General features: G+C 40.4%; 24 protein-coding genes. 6 read left to right on the top strand and 18 right to left on the bottom strand.

Annotated elements, in window-relative coordinates:
• Positions 1–36: 36 nt before the first annotated feature.
• The 3 genes from C1721_RS09115 to queC all read right to left on the bottom strand — a co-directional run bounded on the left by C1721_RS09115 (position 37) and on the right by queC (position 2,050).
• On the bottom strand, positions 37–819 hold the full coding sequence (locus tag C1721_RS09115; protein ID WP_102408065.1) for a 3-keto-disaccharide hydrolase: 783 nt from the start codon (positions 817–819) through the stop codon (positions 37–39).
• 90 nt (positions 820–909) lie between these two features.
• Complete coding sequence (gene queF, locus C1721_RS09120; protein ID WP_102408066.1) at positions 910–1,374, bottom strand: preQ(1) synthase; 465 nt, start codon at positions 1,372–1,374, stop codon at positions 910–912.
• A gap of 4 nt (positions 1,375–1,378) precedes the next feature.
• Positions 1,379–2,050, bottom strand: coding sequence for a 7-cyano-7-deazaguanine synthase QueC (gene queC / locus C1721_RS09125; RefSeq protein WP_102408067.1), 672 nt, complete (start codon positions 2,048–2,050; stop codon positions 1,379–1,381).
• Positions 2,051–2,168: 118 nt separating this feature from the next.
• On the opposite strand from queC, the gene C1721_RS09130 reads away from it, so the two are divergent.
• Positions 2,169–3,353, top strand: a complete 1,185-nt coding sequence (locus tag C1721_RS09130; protein ID WP_102408068.1) for an AAA family ATPase — start codon at positions 2,169–2,171, stop codon at positions 3,351–3,353.
• On the opposite strand, the gene C1721_RS09135 is transcribed toward C1721_RS09130, so the two are convergent.
• A complete protein-coding gene (locus C1721_RS09135; RefSeq protein ID WP_102408069.1) occupies positions 3,347–3,907 on the bottom strand; it encodes a sugar O-acetyltransferase in 561 nt (186 codons plus the stop codon). The genes C1721_RS09130 and C1721_RS09135 overlap by 7 nt on opposite strands.
• Positions 3,908–4,002: 95 nt before the next feature.
• Between C1721_RS09135 and C1721_RS09140 the strand changes: the two genes are divergently transcribed.
• On the top strand, positions 4,003–4,752 hold the full coding sequence (locus C1721_RS09140) for a nitroreductase family protein (protein WP_102409370.1): 750 nt from the start codon (positions 4,003–4,005) through the stop codon (positions 4,750–4,752).
• Here C1721_RS09140 and rpiA read toward each other — a convergent pair.
• Positions 4,749–5,453 carry a ribose 5-phosphate isomerase A gene (gene rpiA / locus C1721_RS09145; RefSeq protein ID WP_102409371.1) on the bottom strand — a complete coding sequence of 235 codons (705 nt, stop codon included), beginning with the start codon at positions 5,451–5,453 and terminating at the stop codon, positions 4,749–4,751. The genes C1721_RS09140 and rpiA overlap by 4 nt on opposite strands.
• Positions 5,454–5,567: 114 nt before the next feature.
• Here rpiA and C1721_RS09150 point away from each other — a divergent pair, with 114 nt between their 5' ends.
• A complete protein-coding gene (locus C1721_RS09150; RefSeq protein ID WP_102408070.1) occupies positions 5,568–6,284 on the top strand; it encodes a DUF5036 family protein in 717 nt (238 codons plus the stop codon).
• 29 nt (positions 6,285–6,313) lie between these two features.
• On the opposite strand, the gene C1721_RS09155 is transcribed toward C1721_RS09150, so the two are convergent.
• Genes C1721_RS09155 through C1721_RS09175 form a run of 5 tightly spaced genes read right to left on the bottom strand, consistent with a single transcriptional unit; the run spans position 6,314 to position 12,173 of the window.
• Positions 6,314–8,347, bottom strand: a complete 2,034-nt coding sequence (locus tag C1721_RS09155; RefSeq protein ID WP_159063565.1) for a right-handed parallel beta-helix repeat-containing protein — start codon at positions 8,345–8,347, stop codon at positions 6,314–6,316.
• Positions 8,348–8,351: 4 nt separating this feature from the next.
• Positions 8,352–9,221, bottom strand: a complete 870-nt coding sequence (locus C1721_RS09160; protein ID WP_102408072.1) for a nucleoside phosphorylase — start codon at positions 9,219–9,221, stop codon at positions 8,352–8,354.
• A gap of 4 nt (positions 9,222–9,225) precedes the next feature.
• Entirely contained in the window at positions 9,226–10,218 is a 993-nt protein-coding gene (gene floA, locus C1721_RS09165; RefSeq protein WP_102408073.1) for a flotillin-like protein FloA, read from the bottom strand.
• Positions 10,219–10,247: 29 nt separating this feature from the next.
• A complete protein-coding gene (locus C1721_RS09170) occupies positions 10,248–10,721 on the bottom strand; it encodes an NfeD family protein (protein ID WP_102408074.1) in 474 nt (157 codons plus the stop codon).
• A 12-nt stretch (positions 10,722–10,733) separates the two neighbouring features.
• Positions 10,734–12,173 carry a tetratricopeptide repeat protein gene (locus tag C1721_RS09175; protein ID WP_102408075.1) on the bottom strand — a complete coding sequence of 480 codons (1,440 nt, stop codon included), beginning with the start codon at positions 12,171–12,173 and terminating at the stop codon, positions 10,734–10,736.
• Between the two features lie 440 nt (positions 12,174–12,613).
• On the opposite strand from C1721_RS09175, the gene C1721_RS09180 reads away from it, so the two are divergent.
• Positions 12,614–13,357, top strand: coding sequence for a tRNA 2-thiocytidine biosynthesis TtcA family protein (locus tag C1721_RS09180; protein ID WP_102408076.1), 744 nt, complete (start codon positions 12,614–12,616; stop codon positions 13,355–13,357).
• Here the strand turns inward: C1721_RS09180 and miaA are convergent.
• The gene (miaA, locus tag C1721_RS09185; protein ID WP_102409373.1) at positions 13,336–14,238 is read right to left on the bottom strand and encodes a tRNA (adenosine(37)-N6)-dimethylallyltransferase MiaA; all 903 of its coding nucleotides are present in this window, start codon (positions 14,236–14,238) and stop codon (positions 13,336–13,338) included. The genes C1721_RS09180 and miaA overlap by 22 nt on opposite strands.
• A 147-nt stretch (positions 14,239–14,385) precedes the next feature.
• Here miaA and C1721_RS09190 point away from each other — a divergent pair, with 147 nt between their 5' ends.
• Together C1721_RS09190 and C1721_RS09195 are read left to right on the top strand one after the other, a co-directional pair.
• Entirely contained in the window at positions 14,386–14,757 is a 372-nt protein-coding gene (locus tag C1721_RS09190) for a DMT family protein (RefSeq protein WP_102408077.1), read from the top strand.
• Positions 14,758–14,787: 30 nt separating this feature from the next.
• Positions 14,788–15,525: an SDR family NAD(P)-dependent oxidoreductase gene (locus C1721_RS09195; protein ID WP_102408078.1), complete on the top strand. Its 738-nt coding sequence runs from the start codon at positions 14,788–14,790 to the stop codon at positions 15,523–15,525.
• 50 nt (positions 15,526–15,575) lie between these two features.
• On the opposite strand, the gene C1721_RS09200 is transcribed toward C1721_RS09195, so the two are convergent.
• The 7 genes from C1721_RS09200 to C1721_RS09230 all read right to left on the bottom strand — a co-directional run bounded on the left by C1721_RS09200 (position 15,576) and on the right by C1721_RS09230 (position 22,755).
• Entirely contained in the window at positions 15,576–16,136 is a 561-nt protein-coding gene (locus C1721_RS09200) for an IS1096 element passenger TnpR family protein (protein WP_102408079.1), read from the bottom strand.
• Positions 16,137–16,275: 139 nt separating this feature from the next.
• Positions 16,276–17,061 (bottom strand): acyl-ACP--UDP-N-acetylglucosamine O-acyltransferase, encoded by a 786-nt coding sequence (gene lpxA / locus C1721_RS09205; RefSeq protein WP_102408080.1) that lies wholly within the window; start codon positions 17,059–17,061, stop codon positions 16,276–16,278.
• An 11-nt stretch (positions 17,062–17,072) separates the two neighbouring features.
• A complete protein-coding gene (locus C1721_RS09210) occupies positions 17,073–18,458 on the bottom strand; it encodes a bifunctional UDP-3-O-[3-hydroxymyristoyl] N-acetylglucosamine deacetylase/3-hydroxyacyl-ACP dehydratase (RefSeq protein WP_102408081.1) in 1,386 nt (461 codons plus the stop codon).
• A gap of 9 nt (positions 18,459–18,467) precedes the next feature.
• Positions 18,468–19,508, bottom strand: coding sequence for a UDP-3-O-(3-hydroxymyristoyl)glucosamine N-acyltransferase (gene lpxD, locus C1721_RS09215; RefSeq protein WP_102408082.1), 1,041 nt, complete (start codon positions 19,506–19,508; stop codon positions 18,468–18,470).
• 89 nt (positions 19,509–19,597) lie between these two features.
• Positions 19,598–20,440 (bottom strand): orotidine-5'-phosphate decarboxylase, encoded by an 843-nt coding sequence (gene pyrF, locus C1721_RS09220; RefSeq protein WP_102408083.1) that lies wholly within the window; start codon positions 20,438–20,440, stop codon positions 19,598–19,600.
• A gap of 29 nt (positions 20,441–20,469) precedes the next feature.
• Complete coding sequence (gene prfA, locus C1721_RS09225) at positions 20,470–21,579, bottom strand: peptide chain release factor 1 (RefSeq protein WP_102408084.1); 1,110 nt, start codon at positions 21,577–21,579, stop codon at positions 20,470–20,472.
• A 9-nt stretch (positions 21,580–21,588) separates the two neighbouring features.
• A complete protein-coding gene (locus tag C1721_RS09230; RefSeq protein WP_102408085.1) occupies positions 21,589–22,755 on the bottom strand; it encodes an AIR synthase related protein in 1,167 nt (388 codons plus the stop codon).
• Positions 22,756–22,875: the final 120 nt, after the last annotated feature.

Genomic DNA, 22,875 nt, shown 5'->3' on the forward strand with positions numbered 1-22,875 from the left:
CAGCGGGCCTTTTATATTTTATCTTAGGACTATTTTTTAAAGTTCCCTTAGCCAGATGTTACGGAAACTAATTGGTTCGCTTGGATCACCATGACTTTGCAGGATGATTGGGCCGGCTCCGTGTTCAACCACTCTGGGGAATCCGATATATTCTGTTGTTCCTAGTATTGTGGTGTTATTTTGTAAAACAATGCCATTTTGGATAACAGTTACACGTGGTGGTACGCGATAAGTACCGTCTTCTTTAAAAACAGGTGCTGAATAAATAATGTCATACACATTCCATTCACCCGGTTTACGCATAGCATTTGCTAACGGTGGTGTCTGCTTGTAGACACTGCCGGTCTGCCCGTTTACATAGGTTTCGTTATTGTAACAATCCAGTATCTGGATTTCGTACATACCTTGCAGGAATACACCACTGTTTCCGCGTGCCTGATTGCTGCCGGAGATGTTTTGGGGGATGCACCATTCGATATGTAGCTGGAAGTTATCAAACTTTTGTTTTGTGCGAATATCTCCCGCTTCCTTATTTACAGTGAAAATACCGTTATTTACATTCCATTTTGCAGGACCGCCATTGGCACTTTCCCAGGCAGAAAGATCTTTTCCGTCAAATAAAACGATAGCATCAGACGGGGCAGAGTTTGTGCTTATGTCTCCTGGTGTTACTACTTTAGGTTGCGGAGTCCAGTATTCAGACATGCCGGGAGTCATTTTTTCTGGTTGAGGATACTGTTTTTGTGCATTCATGCTCACAAAGGCCGTGCATGCCAAAGCAAGCAATGCGGCTTTCATTGTAAAGTTTCTTTTGTTCATGGTCTAAAATATTATCTAGGTTTACTAATATTATTGCTACAAACTTACTATTTTTTCAGAATAAAAAGTTGTTGCTTGTCTTGTTTTTTTCTAACAGTTGTGACTGAAAAGACGTTTTTCCGCCAGTTCTTCATATTTTGTACCCGGACGTCCATAATTGCAATACGGATAAATGCTAATGCCTCCTCGTGGGGTGAATATTCCTGTTACTTCTATGTATTTGGGATTCATCAGGCGGATCAGGTCCTTCATGATGATATTAACACAGTCTTCATGAAAAGCGCCGTGATTGCGGAAACTGAATAGATACAATTTTAAACTTTTGCTTTCTACCATTTTTACATCAGGTATGTAATCTATATGAATCGTTGCAAAATCCGGCTGTCCGGTGATTGGGCAGAGACTTGTAAATTCGGGACAGTTGAATCGTACCCAATAATCATTATCCTGATGCTTGTTGGTAAATGCTTCCAGCACTTCGGGGGCATAATCCTGTTTATATACGGTGCTGCTGCCAAGCAGGTGCAGTTCGTTTTCTCCTTTTCTGGTGTCCATTATATTATTGTTTTTTGTTTTTCTTTCTGTTCAGGTATTTTTCTAGACCTTCACGGCGGAGTTTGCAGGACGGACAATGTCCGCAGCCATCTGCCGGAACGCCGTTGTAGCAGGTTAGTGTTTGTGTGCGAACCAAATCAAATACGCCAAGTTCGTCTGACAGTTCCCATACATCACTTTTATCTCGTTTCATCAATGGCGTATGAATAACGAACTGTTCGTCCATAGCCAGATTCAAAGTAACATTGAGTGAACGGATAAAAGTATCCCGGCAATCCGGATAACCGCTGAAATCAGCCTCGGATACTCCGGTTACCAGATTAAAAATCCCTTTGCTCCTTGCCATGATGGCAGCGAAGGTGAGAAATACCATGTTGCGTCCCGGTACAAAGGTGTTGGGATAACTGTCTGCCGGCTTTTCCTGATCCATGACAATTGACGTGTCGGTAAGTGAGTTAGGAGCTAACTGGCTTATAAGCGATACATCCAATAAATGGAAAGGAACATTGGCCTCGTCGGCAATCTTGCGTGCAATATCAATCTCTAAGGAATGTTTTTGTCCGTATGTAAAACAAACGGCTTCTACTTTTGTAAAATGCTTTTTTGCCCAAAAAAGGCAGGTGGTGGAATCTTGTCCCCCTGAAAAGCATACCATAGCGGCTTCTTGATGTTTCATATCTTTCTTGTTTTTAATACGTGGTTAAGCAAGCACACGGAAGGAAATTCTCTCCTTCACTGCAAATGTACATGATTATTTTTATACATTTGTTATCTTTGCAAAAAACGACTTATTTATGAATAGTTTCCAACTGAATCACCACGAATTAATAAGAGGAGTGAATTGTACTTTTCGCCGTTACCTGTATCAGCAAATAGATTGGAATGATCGTTTGATTGGTATATTTGGCCAGCGGGGGATAGGAAAAACTACCTTGTTGCTGCAACGTATTAAGTCTGCTTTTGATAATTCAAACAGCGCTTTATACCTTAGTCTCGATCATTTGTGGTTCCAACGTAATACGCTATTGGATACGGTAAAGGAGTTTTGTGCTGATGGCGGTACGCATTTATTTCTGGATAATGTACATGCTTATCCGGAATGGATGGTTGAAGTTGGCCAGTTGTTTGATCGGAATCCTTCGCTCCATATCCTATTTACGGCATCCAGCTTTCAATCGATGGAGTTGGTAAAGGAAGAGATAAAGAGGGGTATAAAGTGTTATCACATGAACACGATGTCTTTCCGGGAGTTTCTTGCTTATGAAAGCATTTTGGATGTGCCGCCTGTATCGTTGGATGATTTGTTGGCTAACTATGCGGAATTTGTGAAAAAGATTAATGCCCAGTTCAATGTAGTTCCGGCTTTCCGTAATTATCTGGAACATGGATGTTATCCGTTTTATTGGCAAGATCCGGAAACATTCTTTTTCCGTTTAGCCGATGTGGTGCGCGAAACGTTGGACGTGGATATGCCTTTCCTCAGAACTCTTTATCCGGCGGGTGTGAGTAAAATAAAGAGGTTATTGATGTCTATTGTTGGGCGTGTGCCGACACGAATGATGCCTGCTGATATGTTGAAGGAACTGGATATGCACTATAAACAGGCAAAAGAATATATAAGTTGCCTTAAAGACTCGGAAATCATACGTTACCCTAATTATACGGCAAAAGTGATGCCCGTCCGTCAAAAAACTTTTATCGGGAATACAAATCTGCTGGTTGCCTTATTTGGAGATAAAGATAACCGTAGGAATATGGGAGAAACGTTCTTCCATGATCAAATTTCCAGTGTAGCTACTTTGGAGGTGCAAGAGAATGACGACATTATAGTGAATGACAAATACACCTTTATGGTAGGCGATCCGTTACGCGATTATGAACGTATAAAATATATGGAAAACCATTTTGCCGCTGTTTATGGTTTGCCGAAATGTTCATATAACCGGATTCCTATCTGGGCATTTGGATTTTGTTATTGATTTAAATCCCTGATAACGCGGGCAGGAGAGCCTACAGCCATACTGTCATTGGGAATATCTTTACTAACCACGGCACCGGCTCCTATAATGCATCGGTTTCCAATGGTTACTCCGGGGCAGATAATGGCACCGCCTCCAATCCAACAATCGTCTCCTATGGTGATAGGTTCTCCGTGTTCCACTCCTGTAGCACGCTTTTTATAGTCTATCGGATGCATAGGTGCGTAAATCTGTACATTGGGGCCTATCAAGACATTTTTTCCAATCGTAATTTTTGCTGTGTCCAGAATGGTGCAGTTATAATTAATAAAACTGTTTTCCCCGCCATAGATATTAAAACCGAAATCGCAGTTAAACGGGGGCTGTATAACGAGTGTTTCATCTGCATTAGGGCATAGTTGGTGTAATAGTTCTTTGCCTTCGAAGCAATTGATGTAGTGTAGGTTATTATACTGCTTTGCCAGTTTGAGAGTACGTTGGTGAATAGCAACTAACTCTGTATCGAACGGGCTGTATTCTTCTCCGGACATCATTTTTTCTCGTTCGCTTTTCATAAGATAATTTCATTATATATTGCGTGGTAAAAGTAATAAAATAGAGTTTAACTGTTATATTTGTGCCGAACTATTAATATGATGACATGATGGATATATTAGAAAGCATGAAAAATAGAAAGAGTATCCGCAAATATACAACGCAAGATATTCCGAAGCCTTTGCTGAATGAATTGTTGGAAGTTGCAACTCGTGCATCCAATACGGGAAATATGCAATTATATAGTGTTATAGTAACACGGGATAAGGCGAACAAGGAGAAATTGGCTCCTGCCCATTTTAACCAGCCAATGATAACTACAGCACCTGTTGTCCTTACCTTTTGTGCCGATGCTAATCGCTTCGTGAAATGGGCGGAACAAAGAAAGGCAGAGGCTGGTTTTGATAATTTGCAGACATTTATTGCATCCACAATTGATGCGATGTTGTTTGCTCAAAGTTTTTGTGACGCAGCTGAAGCAAAAGGATTAGGTATTTGTTATCTGGGTACAACAGCCTACAATGCCGATCAAATTATTAAAACTCTTTCACTTCCTCGTTTGGTTGTTCCTATTGTTACGGTAACAGTTGGTTATCCGGCAGAACCATTGCCGGGGCAAGTGGAACGTTTGCCTTTAGCAGCCGTTGTCCATCAAGAAAAATATGAAGATTATACACCAGCTTCCATTGATGCTTTTTATAAAGATAAAGAAGAACTGGAAGTTAATAAACAGTTTGTAAAAGAAAATAATAAAGAAACTTTAGCTCAAGTTTTTACAGATGTACGTTATACAAAGAAAAACAATGAGTATTTCTCTGATGTATTAATGAAGGTCTTGAAAGAGCAAGGCTTTATTAAAGATTAATCATCACCGGTTATTAGTTGCACATTGTAGTGCATAAAGAGTCCGCTTTCAATGACCCCAGTGATGGCTTTGATAGCGGATTCTAGATATCCGTGAATCTCATCGAACCACACGTCTAATATAAGATTGCCGTTTTCGGTGATAACGGGACCATCTTTCTTCTGTGCTATTCGCAAATTAAATTCCTTTACCGGAAATTGTTTCAGGGATTGTTCTACATGTGTAAGTGCTTCCGGAAATATCTCTATGGGAACCGGAAAATGAGTTCCTAATTTCTTAACCATCTTGGATGGATCGGCAATAATATATGTCGAGGGAGAAGAGGCTATTAATAGTTTCTCGCGGAACATAGCACCTCCGCGGCCTTTTATTAGATTATAATCCTGGTCTACTTCATCGGCACCATCAAAAGTCCAGTCCGGTTTGTGTGCTAATAACGTTGTTTGGGGAATATTTAACTGTATGCAAGCCATGCTTATCTCACGGGAAGAGGGAATAATTAGGATATTTAGACTTTCATCCTTAATTCGTTTGGCTATCTGTTTCAGTGCCAGATAGACTGTGGAGCCTGAACCGGCTCCAACCACATTTCCGTCACTCACCATAGATGCAATCTTGTCCGCAATCTTTAACTTTCTGTCTTTGTTTATGATATTGTTGCCCCATTCAAAGGATTCTAAAAAACTATCTTCCCATTTCATGTCCATTCCATATTATATATGTATAAAACAAATAGTAATAACTTAAAGTTTTGAGAAGAGTATTCGTGAATTTTTTTTACTTTTGGCGAGTCTTAATTAAAAAATTATAGAAAGATGGGAAAAAACATATTATCACGATTCTTGCTTATTGGTTTTTTGTTTGCTGGAGTTTCATGTTCAAATGACGATGTTCCTAATGATCCGGAAAGTACTGTTTCTCTAAATATGCTTGATGAAGGACATGGAAAGACATGGCTGGGGGAATCTGATGTATATATAAACGATGCGAATAATTTTTATGCTTATTCTTGCTTGATTGCAGATGTAGGTGAAGCAGGCGGAGTAGGGGTAACGATGCCTCCGAAACTGGAAAATCTTGTTCACGAAGTTGCTGTAACCCCGGGACATATTTATCAAGTATTCGATAACGAGGCTGTACGTGAGTTTCCTTCGGGAGCTCGGGCTGTGGCAGTTGGCGCTGAATATTATCGCTTTTTTGTTGTTTCTCCTATTTTGGTAGATGATAAATCTACCGGTGCTATTGTTAAGTATGTCTTAGTTTCCCCGGATACGAAAGAATTGCCTGAATATGGACACGTAATTGGTAAAGTAAATTATGTTGGTGAACAAGCCTCGATGGAATTGCCGGAAGGTGCTGAGTGTTTTTGGTATGGTGGTATTCCTGAAGTGTTTGATGTATCGACAGATGATGGAATCCTGAAAATGACTTTAGCTAAAACACCAACGGAGTATAATGGTGTACAGGGCAATTATAATGTGTACGTGCGTCTTGATGATGTTTATACAAGCGTTGTTGTTCAGGTAAAATAACGTGTTGTTGAAATAAAATAGGCAGGTTTCTAAAAAACTTTATTGTTATATCCTGCATTGCCAACAGGAGAACCCGGCAATGGAGAATAGAAATTGTTTATATCTACCTGAGCTTCGGAAACGGAATTGAACTGCTTGTCGTTTTCCTGTGTTACAATGGCATCATTCATTTTTCTTATATATTTTCCGGGAGTATCATTTTGCAGAGAACAGGCAATGTAAACATTATTATTTAATATCACTTGCGTATTGTAGTATTTGCCGTTTGCCTGAACTGCAAAAGAAAAACAATTAGCTATCGTATTATTTGAAATATGAATGGTGGCGGCGTCTGTTAAACCATATATTCCCATGCCGCTGGATTGGCCATTAACAAATAAATTATTACAAACAATATGTGAAGCATTGTTTTCATTAGAACCGTGGAATTGGAAAATTTCTCCATATCCGTCGTGTACATAGTTGTCATGTACATATGTGTTTGTCGTATTTCCTCCAATAAGAAGTCCCATGCACTGCCCAAACTGCTTTTCTGTTCCGAAATTAGCAATTTCATTGTTATATATCTCTAGTTGGTCAATAGATGATGTTTGTATGCCTTCATATCCCTGGTTGTGCATTTCATTATTATAGATTTTTACATTCTTCCACATAATAGGTCTTACATAAGTATGGGAAGGATTGGTTGGATGTGCTCCGGCATTATATCCTTTTCCATTCTCGTCCCAACCCCAATAAATAGAAGAATGGCCTATGTACATTGCTTCACCTTTTGTATTTGATATACTTATATCGTGGATAAATAAGTTCTCCAATTGGGAATTAGGATACCATGTTGTAGGATCGTCTTTTACAGGATCCGTTTTTGCAGTTATACCGACGCCTCCGTTTGTGATGATTAGGTTTTTTACTTCTGCATTGTCCGTGAAAGGCCTTAGATTTATTCCAAAATAAGCCGATTGCGCATTCCATTGCTGGCTTCCTTCCACTTTAAAATTGGAAGAATTATCTTCACTTCCAAGAGTTATATAATGACAATCTATTAGCTGAATAGCACTTGAATAAGCACCGTTTCTCCAACTTGGATCTCCTATTGTCAGTTTTTCTCCCGGGTAATTGGTTATACGGATCGGATTTTGAGCATCTCCGTTTAATCCGACAATTCTTACACTCAAGAAGTTCCCTCTTAAAAAAATAATATCTCCGGGCTTTATATCTTTCGTCTGGGGGAGATTCATATCTAACCTTCCCCTTGAATCAGGATATATTTGATGCGTATTTGTAAGGTTAACCTCTATGTCTTCATTCTTAACCTCGATATTATAGACCTGATTCCTTTTTAGTTCAGGGATGGTCTTACTAATAGTAACAGGAATATTTTTATTGTGACCATACATAACAGCCGTAACAGGTGTATCGCTTTCGTAAAGGTTGGTTATGCCGGAAGTGAAGCCTGATATGGGGGATGTGAAATATATCGTAAGGTCTTGTTTGTTGTCGGATGAAAGGATTTTTTCTTCTTTAAACAGTCTTGTGTCTAAGGATACCTCTTTTATTTCTATACTGTCAATTTGAATATCCGCGTTTGAACGAATGTCAATATTGATTTGCGATACACTATGAAAAAGTTTGACAGTATTGTTTGTATTCATCGGGTTGGCAATAGTCTCTCCGGAGTAAAAATCTATTGCTTCCCATGGATCATTGTTGTTTTCAGTGCGTAGATTGAGGAATGATGTTCTGCTTGTTTTCCCTTCTTCCAAAGTAAGAAGAGACTCCGGCAGATCGAAATTAGCAAGAAAATATAGTTGGGACATTGCCGGCACTTTTACAGCGATATGATTGTCGCTGTCTATTGTTAGGTTGCGTATTTCTTTGTAAAATGTGTCGTTAACAAATACATAGCAGTTTACATGTTCCAGTTTTGCCTCCGTCTCTAGATTTTCAGTCTCTAATCGAAGTGATACATTAATGTCTTCCTTGCTATAAGAATTATCCGGTGTATCCTTCAAACAGGAACATAAAAAAATCATTATAAATATGGGGAGGCATAATTTCTTCATTTACTTATATTCTATCCAGTACAGTTTCTATCAGATTAAGTATGGAACCTTTATATTCTGTATTCATGTTTTTATTGACACGGCCGGCAATAATACAACAAACAGTCATTGCCCTGTGTCCCATTAATGCCGATAAACCGGCGAGAGACGAACTTTCCATTTCAAAGTTTGTAATCCGGCTGCCGTTATAATCGAATGCTTCTATTTTCCGGTTCAATTCAGGGTCGGTGAGCGGAAGGCGCAGCTCCCGGCCTTGCGGACCATAGAATCCATTGGCGGCAATTGTTACTCCACGAATAATATCATCGCGTGTGATTTGCTCTATTAACGAATGGTCGGCTGAAACAACATAAGGAAACAGACCGGTTAATTTCCAATCCAATTGTTTTATTAATTCTTCTTCATATTCCTTGTCTCTTACTTTACCGGAATTGGCATAAAAATAGAGTACGCCATCGAATCCTATTGACTTTTCTGCGGCAACATAAGTTCCAACCGGAGTAAAAGGTTGGAGTCCGCCGGACGTTCCTACACGTACAAGCGTTAATTGGCGGAATTGGGGTTTGACTGTGCGCGTTGCAAAGTCTATGTTGGCAAGTGCATCCAGTTCATTTAATACAATATCGATATTATCTGTTCCGATACCATGCGAAACGACAGTGATTCGTTTTCCTTTGTAGGTTCCGGTTATAGTATGAAATTCCCGGCTCGATACTTCACATTCTTTACTGTCGAAATAGGATGCAACCGTTGTTACACGTGACGGGTCGCCAACCAATACTATGCGGTCTGCAAGCTGTTCCGGTTTCAGATGCAGATGGAAAGCACTTCCATCTGCATTGATAACCAATTCTGATTCGGGAATTATTCTCATTCTCTTAGTCTTTTAAAGGTTTTGAAGGAGCATTGCTTGGTTTGGCAATTGCTTCACGCATAGAAGTATCGGCTTCTATGTTCTTCATTTTATAATAATCCATCACCCCTAAATTTCCGGTGCGGAAGGCATCAGCCATTGCTTTAGGAACTTCTGCTTCTGCTTCAATCACTTTCGCACGGGCTTCTTGAGCTTTGGCTTTCATTTCCTGTTCCAGAGCTACAGCCATCGCACGACGTTCTTCTGCTTTAGCCTGAGCAATGTTTTTGTCTGCCTGTGCCTGATCCATTTGCAGATAAGCGCCGATGTTCTTTCCTATATCAATATCGGCAATATCAATGGACAAGATTTCAAAAGCAGTTCCCGCATCCAGTCCTTTGCGTAGTACGAGCTTGGAGATTGAATCCGGGTTTTCCAATACAGTCTTATGACTGTCTGATGAACCGATAGACGATACAATGCCTTCTCCAACACGGGCAAGGATTGTTTCTTCGCCTGCTCCACCAACAAGTTGTTTGATATTGGCACGTACAGTGACGCGGGCTTTTGCTATCAGCTGGATGCCGTCTTTGGCCACTGCAGTAACCGGCGGAGTGTCAATTACTTTGGGATTTACAGACATCTGCACTGCTTCAAATACATCTCGTCCTGCCAAGTCGATAGCTGTTGCCATCTGGAAGGGCAAGTCGATGTTTGCCTTAGAGGCGGAAACAAGTGCGTGAACCACTTTTTCTACATGTCCGCCGGCCAGATAATGTGCTTCCAGTTCATCGCGGGTCAATGTCTTAAGACCGGCTTTGTGGGCTTCAATCATGGCTCGTGTAATGATATAAGGAGGCACGTTTCTTATTCTCATCAAAAACAATTGAATAAGCGAAATGTTTACGCCCGATACTTTGGCCGAAATCCATAACAGAAACGGCACATAATAGAAAAAGATTACCAGCAGCAGCACCGCAGCACCTAGCAGGATAAGAGGCAAAAAGGTCATTTCCATGTGTGTGTAATTTTAAAATGAGTATTTGTTTATTCGTTTTTTAATCTCACTATAATATTATAACTGTCTATGCGCACTACAATAACCGGAGTATTCTCATCTATGAGTTCCTCCTGGGCCTTTGCTTCAACGGTTATTCCTTTAATCCGGGCTTTGCCGATGGGAGCTAAGCGAGACAGCGTAATACCTTCGTCTCCGGGCTGAATACCCAGATCGCGACTTGATGTCAATTTGGAATCTATATCTGTTTTCAATGCTATCCGGTTAAAAGATTTAGCCCTTAACAGCCAGATAAATATAAGTCCGAAAACGATGGCGGATGATGCCAAAGTGATATGGCCTATCATCGCTCCTGCCGTATATGCGTAGATAATTCCCCCGGCTGCGAAAATAAATCCTCCTATGCCTGCCAGTGTAATGCCGGGCAAAAGAAATATTTCCAGCAGAATGAGCACAATGGCTACAATCATAAGGAATGCAATGATAGCAATCTCCAATATCATAATAGTAATTAATTATCTGTTCTTTTTCAGAAATGTCATTTCCGCATTGCGAGCTTTCTTTTCCAGTTCGGAAGGCTGGGAGAGTAACTCGTCCAATTGTTCTTCTGCCTGTAAAATAACAGGTTTTAATTGATCCCGCTTGGCATTATTGCCATTGTTCCAGGATGTACGCAGATTATTTATCTTGTTTTCCAGTTCTTTTATTTGCTTATTAAGTGCTATTACCTTTGTATAATAGTTCTTTGCTTCGGGGCTTTTTATTTCGTCCAGCGTATAATAAACCGTGTTGTTGTTTATTACAAATTCAAAGTCTTTTTTGATTTCTTCCACTCCATAAGGTATTTCTTTATGCGCTAATTGTATCAAGCTCGCATAATTGCTGTCCGGTTTCCACGAATCTTTGATGGAAGATAACATCCCACGGGAACGTTTCAATTCTATGTCGTCGCTATCTACACGTGTGCGGTTATCGTTTGGAATGAACAGATAGACACATACTTTGCTTTCCGGCTGATAACGGTCGGAAACAAACCAGCCTAACCCTTTCACTTCATCTATTACCATCATGTAGTCGTTGAAGGGCGAATTATAAGGCATGCCCAGTTGTTCCGGTGCCAAATAATTATCGGAATTCATATTATAGCGGGTAACAAACAGATCGTATCCGCCCAATGAACCGTTTCCTTTGGAGGCATAATAAATGGTTACTCCATCAGGAAGGACAAATGGATAGTTGTCATCGTCATTGCTGTTTACATTCATTGGTAATTGTTTCTCGTCACCCCAATTATCCATTATGTATGATTGGTTGAACAGGCAGTAGCGGTCGCCATCGGTAGGATGGGCATAATATACTTTATCTCCTTTCTGGTTCATATATACAGTGGATTGCACAGGTATATCCGTTTCGAAAAACTCTTCAAAAGGCATTAGCTTTCCGCTTTCTTCACTTAATATGTATGCAGAAAGAAAAGCGTCTTTGTCTACAACCATACTGTCTATCACTTGTACGTTTTCCACCTTTTCCATCATTCGGAGAGCTTTGTCTGCCAGTTCCTGACGGGCTTCGTATATTTCTACCGGCTGTTTTTTCTTTGACAGCAAACTGATATATTCTTCATACATTTCGGAGGCTTCTTCAAAACGGTATGTCTGGTAATATACTTCTGCCAGGTAGCGATATGCTTCCTGAACTTTTCGTTTGACGGCCACTTTCAAATGCTTCTCCGCACCGTCCAGATCGCCGGTTTCAAAGCAGCAAACGCCGTACCAGTGATTGTATGACGAGTTACTGGGTGCTTGTTTTACTAACTTTTCAAATGCGGGCTTTGCTTCGGCATAATTCCCTTCATTGTATAATTTCTTTGCCTGATCCAGACTTTGTGCTTGCAGTCCGCTGCATAGCAATGCTATTGCTATAGTATAAAATATTTTTTTTGATAACGGTTTCATTTATTTTGTGCCTTCTTATGTCTTCAACAAAGATAATGTGTTTGCAGATATATCAAAAGTAATCGGTGAAAAACTTCTTATGTAAAGCGTAAGAAGTTGAATCTGTTCGTATTTGAATGCAGGAACGGTTATTCGGTTGAGCCGGAAAAGTATTGTTTTGGTCGTGACATATTAATTCATTAGTCCTGTTCTTTTATGTAAAAGATCCCGCATTTTTATTCTTTTGACCTAGGGCAAAATCAATTTTGAGCCTGGTCAAAATCAATTACGACTTAGGTCAAAATTAATTTCTAGCCAGGTCAAAAGAATAAATATTGCTATACTTTTTGCTAAATCTTCCTGAATTTAAAGATAGAGACAGGTATGAATTGAGGTAAAATCGGTGCAGATATGCGGATATTGGGCTTCAATGATTATTTTTGCAATCTATTCAATTGGGTATGGCAAAATTGACAGAAGAGGAGAAATTGTTCCGTAAGGTGGAAGAAAAGGTGAAGAAGGCTATTTTTGATTATGGTCTGATTCAAGATGGCGACCGCATATTAATAGGACTCTCAGGAGGAAAGGACTCGTTGGCTTTGGTGGATTTATTGGGGCGACGTTCCAGGATATTCCGCCCGAAGTTTGAAGTGGTGGTGGCACATATCGTTATGACGAATATACCCTATTGTTCGGATATGGAATATTTGAGAAGCTGCGCCGAAGAATACGGGCTGCCGTTTATTGTACATGAAACCAGTTTTGATGCTTCTACCGATACCCGTAAATCGCCTTGCTTTTTGTGCTCGTGGACGCGCAGAAAGGCTTTGTTCGATATAGCTAAAGCAAATGGTTGCAATAAGATTGCGCTGGGACATCATCAGGATGATATTCTGGAAACGCTATTAATGAATATGGTTCATCAAGGAGCTTTCGGTACAATGCCGCCTCGCTTGAAGATGGATAAGTTCGATATGGAGGTTATCCGTCCGATGTGTTTGGTAGAAGAAAAAGAGCTGATGCGGATTGCTGCCTGGAAAGGATATAAGAAACAGGTGAAAAACTGTCCTTATGAATCCGGCTCAAGCCGTTCGGAAATGAAAGAAGTGCTTGCCCGTCTGGAAGCTATCAATCCGGAGGCTCGTTATAGTTTATGGGGCAGTATGACGAATATTCAGGATGGTTACTTACCGCGCAAGGTCTGAATATGGGCTAATATCTCGGCTTCCCGGTCGGGATGAAACCAGCTTATTTCTTCGTCACGTTTAAACCATGTCATTTGTTTGCGGGCATATACGCGTGAATTTCGTTTGATTTTTTCTACAGCGAAATCCAATGTCCATTCTCCATCCAGGTATTTAAATAATTCCTTGTAACCAACTGTGTTTAAAGAGTTCAGGTGTTTGTATGGATATACCCGGCGGGCTTCTTCCAGCAATCCGTCGTTCATCATCTGGTCTACCCTGCGGTTGATGCGGTCGTACAGTTCTTCACGCTCGCAGGTAAGTCCTATCTGTATGATGCGGAACGGGCGTTCTTTCCGGCTATTGGTGCGGAATGATGAATAGGGTTTTCCGGTCATGCGGCAAATCTCTACGGCATGGATGACGCGTTTGTAGTTGTTGCGGTCTACTTCTTCGTAGTGAACAGGGTCACAGTCTTTAAGCTCTTTTAGAATGGGAGCAAGTCCTTCGCGTTCATATTGAGCATATATAGCGTTGCGGATTTCGGGGGTAACGGTCGGGATATCGTCTATCCCTTTACATACGGCATCTATGTACATCATACTGCCGCCGGTCATAATTACTGTGGAAGTTGCCTGGAATAATGAAGGAAGCAGCGATATGACATCTTCTTCAAAACTGCTGGCGCTATAGTAATCGGTAAGTGCTAATGTGCCAACCATGTAATGCTTTACACGTGCTATCTGTTCGGCTGTAGGAGCTGCGGTACCAATTGGCAGGTCGCGGTAAAGCTGGCGTGAATCGGCCGAAATAATGGGCGATTGGAAATGTTCGGCTATACGCAGGCTGAGTTCCGTTTTTCCAACACCGGTCGGTCCTAATAATATAACTAAAGTGTTCATAGGTGGATGTCTTGATAAAATAGTACTTTTTAGCATGCCGGCGGGCAGGGCCGTGTCAAAGATAAGTATATTTTGACGTGGAAAGAATTGCCTGTCGGATATAATGTCATATTTTTGCATTTTGTTAAGCTAAAGATAAAAAATAATATGCAGGGTTTTTATGCGATTTTGTTATTGCTTGTTTCTAATATATTCATGACCTGTGCGTGGTACGGACATTTGAAGATGAAACAACAGTTCAGCTGGTTTGAACATTTGCCGCTTATCGGCGTTATTCTATTTAGTTGGATAATTGCTTTTTTTGAGTATTGTTGCCAGGTGCCGGCCAACCGTATCGGTTTCCGTGATAACGGCGGGCCGTTTAACCTGATTCAACTGAAAGTAATACAGGAAGTAATTACCCTGGTGGTGTTTGTTGCTTTCAGTACGATTGCTTTTAAAGGAGAATCATTTAAATGGAATCATGCGCTTGCATTCTTGTTTTTGGTCGCTGCCGTTTATTTGGTCTTTAAAAAGTAGAGAATATTTATCTATAAACTGTGTTATTCCATGAAGCGAATCGTTATTATAGGTGCTACTTCCGGAATAGGAAATGAAGTTGCGAAAATTTATTTGGAACAAGGTTGCCGCGTTGGTGCTGCCGGACGGAGACAGAAAGAGCTGGAAGAACTAAAGGCGTTGTTCCCCGGTCAGGTGGAAATACAACCTTTGGATGTGACAGAGAGTGATGCTCCGGAAAAACTGCAACTCCTGATCGACAAGTTGGGCGGAATGGATTTGTTTCTGTTGAGCTCGGGTGTAGGAAGTCAGAATCTGCAACTTGATCCTGCTATCGAGTTGAAAACAGCGAGTACGAATGTGGATGGTTTTATCCGGATGGTAACTGCTGCGTTTGACTATTTTAAGAAGCAGGGGGGCGGACATTTGGCCGTTATCAGTTCCATTGCCGGGACGAAGGGGCTTGGTTCTGCTCCGGCGTACTCGGCAACCAAGCGTTTTCAGAATACATATATTGAAGCGCTGGAACAGTTGTCATATATGGAGAAATTGAATATTTGCTTTACTGATATCCGTCCGGGTTTTGTGGCTACGGCTTTGTTGAAAGATGATACATATCCAATGCTGATGATGCCTGCTGATGTGGCTCGCTATATTGTGAAGGCGCTTAAAAAGAAACAACATGTTGTAACGATTGATATTTGCTATGCAGTGTTGGTGTTTTTCTGGCGGATGATTCCCCGTTGGCTCTGGAGAAGGCTTCCTATAAAAACAAAGCATCAGCAATAACAAAAGGAATAGTTATTGCTGATGCTTTATATGAATATGTGAATTTGCTATTAGAACCGTTCGTCGTCGTACGGATTATCCATTGGACCGTCTCCCAATCCTTCAAAACCTTCTTTGTCCAGTTCGTCAATATCGAATTCTGAATCTCCGTAGAAATCTTCACCAACTTCGGTATTTCCATTTTTGGGATCGAATTCATCAAAAGAAATAAACTGGGGCGGAGGTGTTCCGATAGCCTTGTCGCAGATTGGTTTATCTAAGTCTTTACCCGGAACTATTTCACGTAACTCCATGAAGAATGCACGTTCTGTCATATAATCGAAAACGAAGAGTAACTTTTGACGTTCATCTTCCAGGAGTTCTTCCAGTGGTGTTTCTTCCATGATATAACTATCAACTTCAGAAGAAGTATCCATTTCCACTAATGTAATTTCGGTTTTCTTACTCCAGTCATCTTCACAAATAAAAAAAGAACACATTTGGTCTTTTGTATAACCTACGGAGTCCAGAATTACATTATGTAAATCCAAGAAGGTGGCTTCGGAATCAATAGTGATTTCACGCTTGAAGTCATCTGCTTCGTCTGATAGGATTAGAAATCTAAACAACATAATTTTATTTGTTTTTTTGTTGCTTCAAAAGTAGTAAAAATATCTATTTCTCCTTATAAATGACATAAAAATTAAACGGCCTCCTTTATCCTTTTATAAAGAAGAGGAGGTCGTTTTTCGTTTTATATCTTTTTATGCTTTATTCGTCGATAGAGCCTCTTACAATTCCACGACTGGAAGACTTGATGAAATTCAATATCAGGTCTCTTTCTATACAAGGCTCGTATTCTGTTTCAATAGCTTTCAGGGCTTCGGTATTATTCAGACCGCGAGTGTACAGTGTACGGTAAATATCCTGGATAAGGAATACTTGTTGATTTGTAAATCCACGGCGTCGCAAGCCTACGATATTGATGCCGCAGTAAACAATCGGATCACGGCCGATCAGTGTATAAGGAGGTATATCTTTACCTATACGTGAACCTCCCTGAACCATGACATGTTTTGAGATTCTACTGAACTGATGCACCAGGCATCCGCCACTGACAGTTGCAAAATCGTCAATCTCTACTTCTCCTGCTACCTGGGTTGCATTACCAACGATGATATTATCCTTTAGTACACAATCGTGCGCTATATGAGAATAAGCCATGATAAGACAGTTGTCGCCAATGATAGTGCGCCCTTTTGAAGCTGTACCTCGGTTTACTGTTACACATTCGCGCAGCGTAGTATTATTTCCGATTTCAGCGGTTGTAATCTCACCTTTAAATTTTAGGTCTTGAGGGATACCGGCAACAACTGCTCCCGGAAATATATTGCAATTAGTGCCTATTCTTGCTCCATTTAAAATAACTGCATGGGAATAAACGTGACAATTGTCTCCAATAATAACGTCTTTCTCAATGATAGCAAACGGATCAATCGTTACATTTTCTCCGATCTTGGCTTCGGGATGGACAACTGCTAAAGAAGATATATTCATTTTCTGTTTTATTATTTGTTTTTGACAATCTGTGCCATAAATTCGGCTTCGCTCACTAATTTATCACCTACAAATACATATCCTTTCATGGTAGATATGCCTCGGCGGATAGGAGCTAATAATTCTAACCGGAGAATTAAAGTATCACCTGGTACAACTTTTTGACGGAACTTTACGCCATCTATTTTCATGAAATAGGTAGAGTAGCGTTCCGGTTCGTCTACGGAGTTAAGTACGAGCAATCCTCCGGTTTGCGCCATTGCTTCTACTTGTAATACGCCAGGCATTACGGGTTCTTGCGGGAAGTGCCCTTGGAAGAAAGGTTCGTTCGTTGTGATATTCTTTACTCCGACAATGTAGTCACCTCCGATTTCTATAATTTTGTCAACCAATAAGAACGGATAACGGTGAGGCAATAGTTCACGAATACGATTAACGTCCATAACCGGAGCTGTATTCGGATCATAGATAGGAGCTTGCACTTCATTCATCTTAATGTCCTTGCGGATCATGCGTGCCAGCTGATTGTTAATTTTATGTCCCGGACGAGTGGCTATGATACGGCCTCGTATTGGCTTGCTTATCAAAGCCATGTCTCCAATCACATCAATAAGTTTATGACGTGCCGGCTCGTTATTGAATACTAATGGTTTATTGTTGATATATCCAAGATCGTGTACATCTTTATGTGGAAGATTCATCATGTCTGCCAACTTATCCAAAGATTCCTGAGGAATTTTCTGGTCATAGATAACAATTGCATTATCTAAATCGCCACCTTTAATGAGATTGTGCTGAAGTAGTGTTTCTACTTCACGAACAAATACGAATGTACGAGATGCCGCCAATTCTGTAGGGAACTCACTTAAGTCGTTTAATGTGGCAAATTGATTGGATAATACAGGAGAATCAAAAGAAATTAATACATTCACACTGAATTTATCATCCGGAAGAATAACCAATGAAGAACCGGTTTCTTCGTCTTTTACTTCTATCTTGTGCTTTACGATATAATAATCTTTTGGTGCGTTCTGTTCTGTTAGACCAACCTTTTGTATTTCTTCAGAATAAAAACGGGAACTTCCGTCCAAAATAGGAAATTCGGGAGAGTTTACTTCAATCAGACAGTTGTCGATGCCAAAGGCATAAAGGGCTGCCATTGCATGCTCTACCGTGCTTACTTGAACACCGTTTTTGGAGAGAACAGTGCCACGCTGTGTATTGACTACATTCTCAGCAAGAGCATCTATTACAGGTTGATCTTCCAGATCGACACGTTTAATTTTGTATCCGTGATTTTCGGGAGCCGGATTAAATGTAATCTGTATATCTAGTCCCGTGTGCAGTCCTTTTCCCTGTAAAGAGAAACTTGCCGCAAGCGTTTTCTGTCTATGCATAGAATTATGTTATTTATTAATTTCTTTCTTTAGTTGTTCTATTTCACGTTGTAGTTGCCCGATTGTGCGATATACTTCTGGCAGGCGATTGAATATAGCGCTTGAACGCATAAATGCTTTTGCATTGATAGCAGGTGCTCCCAATACTGTTGTGGCCTCTTTTATGTCGCTGATAACACCGGCCTGCGCACCGAATACAACGTTGTCGGCAATATGTATATGCCCGGCCAAACCTACCTGTCCGCCGAACATACAGTGTTTACCTATTTTTACAGAGCCTGCGATACCAACTTGCGAAGCCATTACCGTATTGTCTCCCACTTCCACATTGTGAGCAATCTGAACCAGATTATCAAGCTTGACTCCACTGTGGATAATTGTAGAATCCATTACAGCACGGTCTATTGTTGTGTTAGCTCCGATTTCTACATTATCTTCTATAATCACGTTTCCCAGTTGAGGAATCTTTTTATAACATTCACCTTCCGGTGCGAATCCAAATCCGTCCGAGCCGATGACAGAACCTGCGTGCAGAATACAGTTATTGCCGATTATACAATCGTGATAAATAGTAATATGCGGATAAAGAATAGAGTTATCTCCAATTGTTACATTATCTCCAATGTAAGCGTAAGGATAAACTTGACAGTTTTTGCCGAGTTTCACATTCTCACCGATATAAGCAAAGTTCCCTATGTAGCATCCTTCTCCAACGGTTGCAGTAGTTGCAATAAACGCGGAAGAATCTATGCCGGCCTTTGGTTTTTTTGATTGTTCAACCATATTCAGTAACATGGCTAATGCAGCGTATGCATTAGGTACTTTTACCAAGGTGGCTTTTATCGGCTCGGCAGGAGAAAAATCATTGTTTACCAAAACAATACTGGCTTCTGTATTATAAATATGATGCTCATACTTAGGATTAGCCAGAAATGTTAATGTACCTGGTTTGCCTTCTTCTATCTTAGAAAAGTTGCTGACTTTCACTTCCGGATTTCCTTCGATTGTTCCACCAAGAAAGCCTGCAATTTGTTGGGCTGAAAACTCCATTATTTATCGATTATTATAGTATCTCTGTTGATATGCCGTACTTTTACAGCACGACAGTTTGCAAAAATGGTGAAAATTATTTGGATAGCCTATGCTTTGCACGGAATAATTCCATTATCATACAAATAACCTGCCATTTCTTTTTGTACAGCTTGTGCAGCTTCACGTGCAGCGGATGCAAAACGTTCTGTTGTATCTGCATATATAATTGCGCGGGATGAATTAACCAGCAAGCCGCATTGATCGTTCATTCCATATTGTGCTACTTCTGCCAAGCTACCACCTTGAGCTCCTACGCCCGGAACGAGTAAGAAATGGTTTGGCACGTGTTTGCGAATATCGAGAAACATTTTTCCTTGTGTAGCACCTACAACATACATCATTTGTTCGTCATTAGCCCATTCTTGCGATTTTTTTAATACCTTCTCGAACAAACGTTCTCCGTTAGCATCTTTTGTCAGTTGGAAATCATGCGAACCTTTGTTTGAGGTTAGGGCTAATAATATTACCCATGCTTCCGGATAAATAAGGAAAGGTTTTACGCTATCTTCTCCCATATACGGAGCGACTGTTACAGCATCTACTTTGATGTGATCGAAGAAAGAGCGGGCATACATTTCGGATGTATTTCCTATATCTCCGCGTTTAGCATCTGCAATAATGAATTGGTCCGGATAATTCTTTTTTAAATAAGAAACTGTCTTTTCGAATGCCATCATGCCCTTAACTCCCAAACTTTCATAGAATGCAAGATTGGGTTTATAGGCTACACAATAGTCGGCGGTAGCATCAATAATTGCTTTATTAAATGCAAAGATCGGGTCTTCCTCCGAAAGCAAATGCTGAGGTATCTTTTTTATGTCAGTATCAAGTCCGACACAAAGGAAAGATTGTTTTTTCTTGATGTTCTCGAATAATTGTTGCTTGTTCATCTGTTTAGTTACGTCTTTTTAATAGTATATTATAGCTCGGACTCTTTCAGTCGTTCTGCATTTTCAGCAACAATCAGTTGGTCAATACAACCTTGTATGTCTCCATCCATAAAGGCTGAAAGATTATAAATAGTGTAATTAATACGATGATCGGTGATACGTCCTTGCGGATAGTTGTAAGTCCGTATCTTTGCCGAACGGTCACCTGTTGAAACCATCGTCTTACGTTTACTTGCTATATCATCCAGATATTTCTGGTGTTCTTTATCGTAAATAAAGGAACGCAAACGGGTAAGAGCACGTTCTTTATTTTTCGGTTGGTCACGGGTTTCCGTACATTCAATCAATATTTCTTCACTTTCACCCGTATTTGGATTTTTCCAGACATATCTCAGTCGTACACCCGATTCAACCTTATTTACATTCTGTCCTCCGGCTCCTCCGGAACGGAAAGTATCCCATTTGATCTCTCCTTCGTTTATTTCAACATCAAACTCATCCGCCTCAGGAAGCACAGCAACCGTAGCTGCCGATGTGTGAACGCGACCTTGCGTTTCCGTAGCAGGAACGCGCTGTACACGATGTACGCCGGATTCATATTTTAAGGTGCCATAGACTTTCTCGCCGGAAACCGTAAAAATGATTTCTTTAAATCCTCCGGAAGAACCTTCGCTTAAGCTGGACACAGCTATTTTCCATCCTTTGGTTTCGCAGTATTTTACATACATACGATACAAATCTCCGGCAAATAAAGCAGCTTCGTCACCTCCTGTACCTCCACGTATTTCAACAATCGCATTTTTGTCATCTTGTGGATCGGTAGGAACCAGAAGTAACTTTATTTCTTCTTCTATCTCAGGAATGCGAGTGTTACAATTATCCAACTCTTCACGAGCCATTTCTCTCATTTCTGCATCTTGCTCGTTATCTAAAATATCACGAGCTTCTTTAATGCCGTTTAATGTCCGGATATATTCTTCACGGGTTTGTACTATCTTTTCTAAATCCCGGTATTCTTTATTTAATTTAACAAACCGTTTCATGTCGGCAATCACTGCCGGATCGGTAATTAGAGTACCGACTTCTTCAAAACGGCTTACTAATCCGTCTAATTTATCTAATAAACTGCTCTCAGCCATTCAATCTTATTAATAAGTAAAGCGACCTTTTTCGCTTTCAATAATCAACTCATTCTTTTCCGCTTCTTCTACAAAGCCAACGATCTGTGCATCTATGCCAAAACTTTTGGAAACATTAATTACTTCGTCGGCATATTCCGGTGAAATATAAATTTCCATACGATGACCCATGTTGAATACTTTATACATTTCACTCCAATCCGTACCGCTTTGTTCCTGAATAATACGGAACAGTGGAGGAATTGGGAATAAATTGTTTTTGACAACACGTTTGTTTTCTACAAAATGCATTACTTTCGTTTGTGCTCCACCTGAACAGTGAACCATTCCATGTATTTGCGGACGTAATTTATCCAGTATTATTTTAATAACAGGTGCATAAGTACGGGTGGGAGAGAGCACTAACTTGCCGGCGTCAATGCCTAATTCGGCTATTGGGTCGGTTAGCTTTAAGCCTCCGGAATAGACTAATTCTTCAGGTACAGCCGCGTCATAACTTTCCGGGTATTTTGTTGCCAGATATTTGGCAAACACGTCATGACGTGCGGAAGTAAGCCCGTTACTGCCTGTTCCTCCGTTGTATTCTTTTTCGTATGTCGCTTTACCTGATGAAGCCAAGCCCACAATAACGTCGCCACCCTTAATATTTTTGTTGTCAACAACATCTGTGCGTTTCATACGACAAGTTACTGTACTGTCAACAATAATCGTACGAACCAAATCACCAACATCGGCCGTTTCGCCTCCTGTAGCATAACAACCTACACCCAGTTCGCGTAGTTCAGCCAGTAACTCGTCTGTTCCGTTGATAATAGCAGAAATAACTTCTCCGGGAATCAGTAATTTGTTACGTCCGATAGTGGATGAAACAAGAATATTATCTACGGCTCCTACACAAAGCAAGTCGTCTATGTTCATAATTAATGCGTCCTGTGCGATACCCTTCCATACTGAAAGATCACCTGTTTCTTTCCAGTACATATAAGCTAATGACGATTTTGTTCCGGCTCCATCTGCATGCATTATATTGCAATATTCCGGATCTCCGCCCAGAATGTCCGGGATAATCTTACTGAAAGCTTTTGGGAAAATTCCCTTGTCAATGTTCTTTATTGCGTTATGAACATCTTCTTTTGAAGCGGATACTCCGCGTAAATTATAACGTTGGTCACTCATTGTAATGCTAGTTTGAACTGCAAATATAGTGTAAACCTGATGCAGAGCCAAGTTTACTTGAATTCTGCAGAGGTGAAGCTGGTATTCGCGATATTTGTGTTTGCAAAGGTAATACTTTTT

The sequence above is a fragment of the Parabacteroides bouchesdurhonensis genome (assembly GCF_900186615.1).
Classification (GTDB): Bacteria; Bacteroidota; Bacteroidia; order Bacteroidales; family Tannerellaceae; genus Parabacteroides; species Parabacteroides bouchesdurhonensis.